Below are 7,303 nucleotides of genomic sequence, written 5' to 3'. Positions count from 1 at the left end.
GTCGCGTCGACGCCCGATGCCTGGCAAGCGTTCGCGACGATCGCGGGCGTGCCGCCCGATGCGTTCGGCGGCACGCAACTGCTCGCCGACCGGCGCGGCTGGCTGCGTGCGCGCGCATTGCCGGGCAGCACGGGCTGGTCGGCATCCGACCTGCTGTGCCGCTCGGATGCGCCCGCACGCGCGCCGGCAGCCGCCGCGAACGCCGATCCGCTGACCGCACTGCTGTTGCGCGTCGATGCCGAACCCGTGCGCGACGTGCAAGCAGGGCTCCCGCACTGAATCCCCGAACCGTTTCCCCGCTCGACAGAACCTCACGATGAACCCGACCCGACGTCACTTCCTCGCGCAAGCAAGCGCCCTCGCCACCACCCTCACCGTCGCCCCGGCCGCGCTCCATGCGCAATCGGGCGCGCGGCCGCTGCTGAGGGCCGGCGACCAGAAAGGCGGGCTGCGCGCGCTGCTCGAAGCGGCCGGCGAACTGAACGGCCTCGCGTACGACATCGCGTGGACCGAATTCCCGGCCGCCGCACCGCTGGCCGAAGCGCTGAACGCGGGAGCCGTCGACTGCGGGCCGATCGGCGACGCGCCGGTGATCTTCGCGCTCGCGTCGGGCGCCCGCATCAAGGTGATCGCCGCGAACCGCTCCGACCCGTACGGCACCGCCGTGCTCGTGCGGCCCGACGCCACGCTGAAAGACGCCGCCGACCTGAAAGGCAAGCGCATCGGCACCACGCGCGGCTCGATCGGCCATTTCGTCACGCTGAAGGCGCTCGACGCGGCCGGCTTGCCGCCGGACGCCGTATCGTTCCGCTTCCTGCCGCCGGCCGACACGATGCTTGCGCTCGCAACCGGATCGATCGATGCGTGGGCAACTTGGGAACCCTATACGGCGCTCGCCGAAACGAGCGGCCGCGCGCGCGTGCTCGTCGACGGCCGGGGCCTGTGGTCGGGCCTCAGCTACGTCGCGGCGACCGACGCGGCGATCGCGTCGAAGCACGACGTGCTGCGCGACTTCCTGCAACGTGTCGTGCGCGCGCAGGTCTGGTCGTACCGGCACGTCGACGCGTATTCCGCGGCGCTCGCGCGCATCATCGGCATCCCGCCGGCGGCCGCGAAGCTGCAGTTCGAGCGCCGCAACACGCGCTGGCAGCCGATCGACGCGACGGTGATCGCCGGACAACAGCGCACGGCCGACTTCTACCTGAAGGCCGGGCTGCTGCGCCAGCCGCTCGACGTGCGCACGACCTTCGACCTCGGCTTTGCGCTCGCGTAACCGGCCGCGCGGCGGCGTACAACCGCCCGAACGGTTTTCGCACGATCTGGCACAATCGCGATTCGATCATCCCGCCTTTCAGCCAGCGTCATGCCAGCCATCTCCGAACTCTTCGTCTACCCGATCAAGTCCTGCGCCGGCATCGCGCTGCCGCGTGCGCAACTGCTCGAAACGGGCCTCGCATACGATCGCCACTGGCTGATCACCACCCCCGACGGGATGATGATCACGCAGCGCACGCACCCGCGCCTCGCGCTGATCCGCACCGCGCTCGACAGCGATGCGCTCGTGCTGAACGCGCCGGGCATGCCGGAGATCCGCACGCCGCTCGACGGCGACGCGACGCCCGCCACGCCGAAGATGGCCGCGACCGTCTGGCGCGACACCGTCGACGCGATCGACACGGGCGCCGAAACGGCTGCGTGGCTCACCGAATTCCTCGGCGTGCCGTTGAAGCTCGCGCGCTTCGGTGCGGACGCGCGCCGCGGCTGCAACCGCAAATGGACCGGCGACATCGATACGCACACGCAGTTCGCGGACGGCTATCCGCTGCTCGTGATCGGCCAGTCGTCGCTCGACGACCTGAACGCGAAGCTCGTCGCGAAAGGTGTGCCGGCGATCCCGATGAACCGCTTCCGCCCGAACATCGTCGTGTCGGATCTCGACGCGTATGAAGAGGATTTCCTCGAGCATCTCGACGCCGACGGCGAGACGCCCGTGCGGCTGCGGCTCGTGAAGCTGTGCACGCGCTGCCCGATGCCGACGATCGACCAGGTGACCGGTGCGCCGAACCCGGACTGGCCGCACGAGCCGACCGACACGATGCAGACCTATCGCGCGAACCCGAACTACGACAATGCGCTGACGTTCGGCATCAACGCGATCGTCGTCGAAGGCGCGGGCGCGTGGCTCGAGGTCGGGCAATCGGTCGAAGCGGAGATCGGGTTCGGCGACTAAGCGACCCACCATGACGACTGCCGGACATGCGTGCACACGCTCCGGCAGATCAAGCCTTCGGCTCTCCATCAACAATTTTATTGAACGATTGTTCCTGAATTGATATAGTCCGCTCATGGCAAGACCAAGGGAATTCGACACGGACGCAGCGCTTGATGGCGCGATCGCCGTTTTCAGCGAGCATGGGTTCGAGGGCAGCTCGGCCCAGATGCTCGTCAGCGCGATGGGCATCGGGCGGCAGAGCCTCTACGCGGCCTTCGGCGACAAATGGCAGCTTTACCTGTCGGCCGTGCGCCGCTACGGGATGGGCGAATGCGCTGCGCACTTCGACGCGCTGCGCAGCGGCGCACGCGCGATCGACGGGATCGGCGCGTTGCTTCGCCGCGTGGTCGAGACGGCCGCCCAGCCCTGTCTTGGCACGATTTCGATCTACGAATTCGGCGCGTCCCGCCCCGAGCTCGCGGAGATCCATGCGGTACTGGCCCACAGCTTGATCGCCGCGATCGCGGCCCGGGTCCGCGATGCGCAGCGCGAAGGCGACGTGGCCGCCAGCCTCGTCCCGGAAGCAACCGCCCAGTTCCTGATCGCGAACATCACCGGCATACGCGTCGCCGGTCGCGGCGGCGCCGACCACGCGAGCCTGACCGCGTTGGCCGACATGACGCTGCGGGCGCTGCGGTAGTTTTTTTTGGCCAATTAATGAATGATCATTCAATAATGAGGTAAATCATGAAAGCCATTGTGATGAACGGCATCGGCGGCCGCGACATGCTGGAGCAGATCGAGCGCCCTGCCCCGGTGGCGCGTACGGGCGAGGCGCTGGTCGAGATCGCCTTCGCAGGCGTCAACTTCATGGACATCGGCGTGCGACAAGGCATGGCCTGGACCGGGTGGCCCAACCCGAAGATTCTTGGCGTCGAAGGCGCGGGCCGGGTCCTGGCGGTCGGCGACGGCGTCGAGGGCATCGAACCCGGCCAGCGCGTCGCGTGGGCCTACGCGCCCGGCAGCTATGCGGAGCAGATCGCGATCCCCGCCACGTCGCTGGTGCCGGTTCCGGACACGGTCGACGATCGCACGGCCGCCGCCGTGATGATGCAGGGTCTCACCGCCAGCCATTTCGCAACCGACTTCTATCCCGTGCAGCCGGGCGACGTCGCTTTCGTCCACGCGGCTGCCGGCGGCCTGGGCCTGCTGTTGACGCAGATCATCAAGCTGCGAGGCGGCCATGTGATCGGTCGCGTCTCGTCCGAAGACAAGGTCGCCGCGGCCAGGGAAGCGGGCGCGGATCATGTGATCGTCGATACCGGCGGGCGGTTCGCCGCGAAGGCATTGCGACTGACCAAGGGCGAAGGCGTGCACGTCGTCTACGACGGCTCCGGGCCGAAGACCTTCCAGGGATCGCTCGACGTGCTGCGCCGCTCGGGAACCTTCTGCTGGTACGGTCCGGTGCTCGGCGGGCCGGGGCCGATCGACCTCATGAGCCTGCCGAGGAGCATCAAGATCGGCTATACGACCTTCTTCGATCATATCTACACGCCCGAACTGCTCCGCGCGCACTCGGCGCGGCTGTTCGACTGGATCGCGGAAGGCCGGCTCGCGGTCCGGATCGGTGGCGAATACCCGCTGGCGGATGTGGCGCACGCGCATGCCGACATGGAAAGCCGCACGTCCATCGGCAAGCTGCTGCTGAAGCCGTGAATGGCGGGGACGCCCGGTCGGCAGGCCGCGCGCCCGCACTCGGCCGGAACGGCCACGACGCGTCTTGAAACCGTTTCTAACGATGGCTCGCCGCCGGCAGCCGCACCGTGACCACCAACCCGCCGCCGTGCGCATCGGCCAGCGTCACGCTGCCCTGATGCACGCGCGCGATCTCCCGCACGATCGACAACCCGAGCCCCGTGCCTTCGACCGTCTGCGTCTTGCTGCCGCGATGGAAGCGTTCGAACACCGCGTCGCGCTCGCTGGCCGGAATGCCCGGCCCGTTGTCGATCACGTCGAGCCGCGCATGCTCGCCGTCGCGCGACACGCGCACCGTGATCACCGCGCGATCGCCCGAATAGCGGATCGCGTTGTCGATCAGGTTGCCGATCATTTCGCCGAGCAGGTCTGCTTGGCCGAGCACGTCGACATCGGCCTCGTGCTCGAAACCCAGGTCGATGTCGCGCGAGCGCGCGACGGGCGACCAGTCGAGCGTCACGCTGCGCGCGAGCCGGTGCAGCGCAACCGGCTGGTGCGCGACCGCCTGGCCGCTGTCCGAATCGAGCCGCGACAGCGACAGCAGCTGCTGGACGATCTTCGCGGCCTGCCGCACCGCGCCGTTCACGCGCCGCAGATGCACGTTCACGCGCGGCTGCTCGGCCGGTCGCAGCGCCAGCTCGACGCCGGCCTGCACGGCCGCGAGCGGCGTCTTCAGCTGATGGGCCGCGTCCGCGAAGAAGCGCCGCCGCGCGACCTGCATCCGCTGCGTGCGACCGATGTACTGGTTGATCGACTCGACGAGCGGCGCGAGTTCGCTCGGCATGCCGCCGGTGTCGAGCGGCGTCGGATCGCCGTCGCTGCGCGCGGCGACCGTTGCCGACAGCCGGTTCAGCGGCCGCAGCCCGCGCCCGACGCCGAGCCACACGATCCCGAGCGCGAGCACGACGAGCAGCCCCTCCTGCAGCAGCGAGCCCACCAGTATCTCGCGCGCGAGCGCCTGGCGCGCCTCGATCGTCTCGCCGACCATCACCCAGACGATGCGCGTCTGCGCGGTCGGCACGTCGTGCACCGGCACGCGCAACGCGGCCATGCGCAACTGATCGCCGCGATACATGACGTCGTAGTAGCGCGTGACGAACAGCGCGCCGTCGCCCTGCGGCAGCGGCAGGTCCGGATAGCCGGTGATCGTATGGCCGTTGTCCGCGCGGATCAGGTAGTAGATCTTGCCGCCGTCGCCCGACTCGAACATCTCGAGCGCGAGATACGGCAGGTCGACCTCGATCTCGCCTTCGTGGAGGCGCACGCCTTCGCGGATCAACTTCAGCGACGACGACAGCGTGCGGTCGAACGCGACGTGCGCGGCGCTCATCGCGCGCTGGTACGTGAGCCACGAGTCGAGCGCGAGCAGCCCGAGCAGTGGCAACAGCAGCCACAGCGCGACCTGCGTGCGCAGGTTCGGACGGGTCATTCCACGGCCTTCGCTTCGAGCAAATAACCCAGCCCGCGCAGCGTGACGATCGCGACACCGGTGTTCTCCAGCTTCTTGCGCAGCCGGTACACGTAGATCTCGATCGCATCCGCGTTGACCGACTCGTCGAGCCCGAAGATCTTCTCCGACAGCGTCTCCTTGTTGATCGCGCGGCCGTTGCGCAGGATCAGCACCTCGAGCACCGAGCGCTCGCGCGGCGTGAGCGACAGCGGTTCGCCGGCGAGGTGAAAGCCGCGGTCGATACTGTCATACGAAAGCGGCCCGCATTCGACCCGCGAATGCTCGTGGCCGAGGCTGCGCCGGATCAGCGCGCGGGCGCGCGCCTCCAGCTCGGTCAGCTCGAACGGTTTCGCCAGATAATCGTCGGCCCCAAGATCGAGCCCCTTCACGCGGTCCTCGACCGAGCCGTGCGCGGTGAGGATCAGCACCGGCACCGGATTGCGGCGCGCGCGCAGCCGCCGCAGCACCTCGAGCCCGTCGAGCTTCGGCAGCCCGAGATCGAGGATTACCAGCGCGTAATCCTGCGTGCGCAGCACGTGATCCGCCGCCTCCCCGTCCGCCATGTGATCGACCGCGAAGCGCGCGGCGCTCAGCGCGTCGTTCAGCGACTGGGCCAGGTTCGGATTGTCTTCGACGAGCAGCACACGCATGGGGACCTCGGGAAATCCATGACACAAAGGACGCTATTGTGAACCGAAATGAAAGCGGGCTGAAAGTGCGTCGCAATTAACATCCGCGTCACTCGAACAACACACGCACAACTGGAGGAAGACAATGCCGTTTGCACCGAAACAGCTCGCCGCCGCGCTGGCGATCGTCCTGGGCACCGCCGCCGGCGCTGCCGTCGCGCAGGTTCCGGCCGGATATCCGGGTAACTACCAGGGTGTCGTCGACGCCGCGAAGAAGGAAGGCAAGCTGATCGTCTACTCGACGACCGACACGGGCCTCGTGCGTCCGCTGATCAAGGACTTCGAAAGCCTGTACGGCGTGAAGGTCGAGTACAACGACATGAACAGCACCGAGCTGTACAACCGCTACATCAGCGAGAACGCGGCCAGCAGCACCAGCGCCGACGTGCTGTGGAGCTCCGCGATGGACCTGCAGGTCAAGCTCGTCAACGACGGCCTGATGGCGTCGTACGATTCGCCCGAAAGCCCGAACGTGCCGCAATGGGCGCAATACCAGAAGCAGGCGTACGGCACGACGTTCGAGCCGCTCGCGATCGTCTACAACAAGCGCCTGATCCCCGAGAACGAGGTGCCGAAGGCGCGCGCCGACCTGATCAAGCTGCTCACCACGCAATCCGACAAGTTCAAGGGCAAGGTCACGACCTACGACATCGAGAAGTCGGGGGTCGGCTTCAACTACCTGACGCAGGATGCGCACGTGAACGAGAAGGTCACGTGGGAGCTCGTGAAGGCGATCGGCGCGACCGGCCCGAAGCTGCAGTCGAGCACCGGCGCGATGATGGAGCGGATTTCGTCGGGCGAGAACCTGATCGGCTACAACATCATCGGCTCGTATGCCTACGCGAAGGCGAAGAAGGACAAGTCGATCGGCTACGTGTTTCCGAAGGACTACACCCAGGTCGTGAGCCGCCTGGCCACGATCTCGAAGAAGGCGAAGAACCCGAACGCCGCGAAGCTGTGGGTCGACTACCTGCTGTCCCAGCGCGGCCAGACGCTGATCGCGAACCAGGCGAACCTGTACGCGATCCGCACGGACGTGACCGGCGAAACGTCGGCCGCGAGCCTCACGAAGGAACTCGGCGATTCGCTGAAGCCGATCCAGATCGGCACCGGCCTGCTCGTCTACCTCGACCAGTCGAAGCGGCTCGCGTTCCTGAAGCAATGGCAGCTGGCGATCAAGCGCTGATCCGCTGACCT

The 7,303-nt window shown here is 67.6% G+C and carries 7 protein-coding genes and 1 pseudogene; 6 read left to right on the top strand and 2 right to left on the bottom strand.

The features are described 5' to 3' along the window. The 5 genes and pseudogenes from F3J14_RS19595 to F3J14_RS19575 form a co-directional block, all read left to right on the top strand. Window positions 1-279: pseudogene (locus F3J14_RS19595) on the top strand (cytochrome c); the annotation flags it as partial. 37 nt (window positions 280-316) lie between these two features. Continuing rightward, entirely contained in the window at window positions 317-1,273 is a 957-nt protein-coding gene (locus F3J14_RS19590; protein ID WP_166724422.1) for an ABC transporter substrate-binding protein, read from the top strand. Window positions 1,274-1,363: 90 nt separating this feature from the next. Next, window positions 1,364-2,230 (top strand): MOSC N-terminal beta barrel domain-containing protein, encoded by an 867-nt coding sequence (locus F3J14_RS19585; RefSeq protein WP_166724421.1) that lies wholly within the window; start codon window positions 1,364-1,366, stop codon window positions 2,228-2,230. Window positions 2,231-2,345: 115 nt separating this feature from the next. After that, the gene (locus F3J14_RS19580) at window positions 2,346-2,912 is read left to right on the top strand and encodes a TetR/AcrR family transcriptional regulator (protein WP_166724420.1); all 567 of its coding nucleotides are present in this window, start codon (window positions 2,346-2,348) and stop codon (window positions 2,910-2,912) included. 47 nt (window positions 2,913-2,959) lie between these two features. After that, entirely contained in the window at window positions 2,960-3,928 is a 969-nt protein-coding gene (locus F3J14_RS19575; RefSeq protein WP_166724419.1) for a quinone oxidoreductase, read from the top strand. Between the two features lie 76 nt (window positions 3,929-4,004). Here F3J14_RS19575 and F3J14_RS19570 read toward each other — a convergent pair whose 3' ends face one another. Together F3J14_RS19570 and F3J14_RS19565 are read right to left on the bottom strand one after the other, a co-directional pair. Further along, complete coding sequence (locus F3J14_RS19570; RefSeq protein WP_166724418.1) at window positions 4,005-5,396, bottom strand: sensor histidine kinase; 1,392 nt, start codon at window positions 5,394-5,396, stop codon at window positions 4,005-4,007. Then, window positions 5,393-6,067, bottom strand: a complete 675-nt coding sequence (locus F3J14_RS19565) for a response regulator (protein WP_006758976.1) — start codon at window positions 6,065-6,067, stop codon at window positions 5,393-5,395. Before F3J14_RS19565 ends, F3J14_RS19570 begins: the two co-directional genes overlap by 4 nt. Window positions 6,068-6,191: 124 nt before the next feature. On the opposite strand from F3J14_RS19565, the gene F3J14_RS19560 reads away from it, so the two are divergent. Next, window positions 6,192-7,292 (top strand): ABC transporter substrate-binding protein, encoded by a 1,101-nt coding sequence (locus tag F3J14_RS19560; protein ID WP_166724417.1) that lies wholly within the window; start codon window positions 6,192-6,194, stop codon window positions 7,290-7,292. Window positions 7,293-7,303 lie beyond the last annotated feature (11 nt).

It is taken from the genome of Burkholderia sp. Tr-862 (genome assembly GCF_011753085.1).
GTDB classification, from domain to species: domain Bacteria; phylum Pseudomonadota; class Gammaproteobacteria; order Burkholderiales; family Burkholderiaceae; genus Burkholderia; species Burkholderia ambifaria.
This window is presented reverse-complemented; position numbering and strand designations above follow the sequence as displayed.

Coding starts and splice junctions, on each gene's coding strand:
- F3J14_RS19590 (WP_166724422.1), top strand. CDS start 317: ATGAACCCGACCCGACGTCACTTCCTCGCGCAAGCAAGCGCCCTCGCC.
- F3J14_RS19585 (WP_166724421.1), top strand. CDS start 1,364: ATGCCAGCCATCTCCGAACTCTTCGTCTACCCGATCAAGTCCTGCGCC.
- F3J14_RS19580 (WP_166724420.1), top strand. CDS start 2,346: ATGGCAAGACCAAGGGAATTCGACACGGACGCAGCGCTTGATGGCGCG.
- F3J14_RS19575 (WP_166724419.1), top strand. CDS start 2,960: ATGAAAGCCATTGTGATGAACGGCATCGGCGGCCGCGACATGCTGGAG.
- F3J14_RS19570 (WP_166724418.1), bottom strand. CDS start 5,396: ATGACCCGTCCGAACCTGCGCACGCAGGTCGCGCTGTGGCTGCTGTTG.
- F3J14_RS19565 (WP_006758976.1), bottom strand. CDS start 6,067: ATGCGTGTGCTGCTCGTCGAAGACAATCCGAACCTGGCCCAGTCGCTG.
- F3J14_RS19560 (WP_166724417.1), top strand. CDS start 6,192: ATGCCGTTTGCACCGAAACAGCTCGCCGCCGCGCTGGCGATCGTCCTG.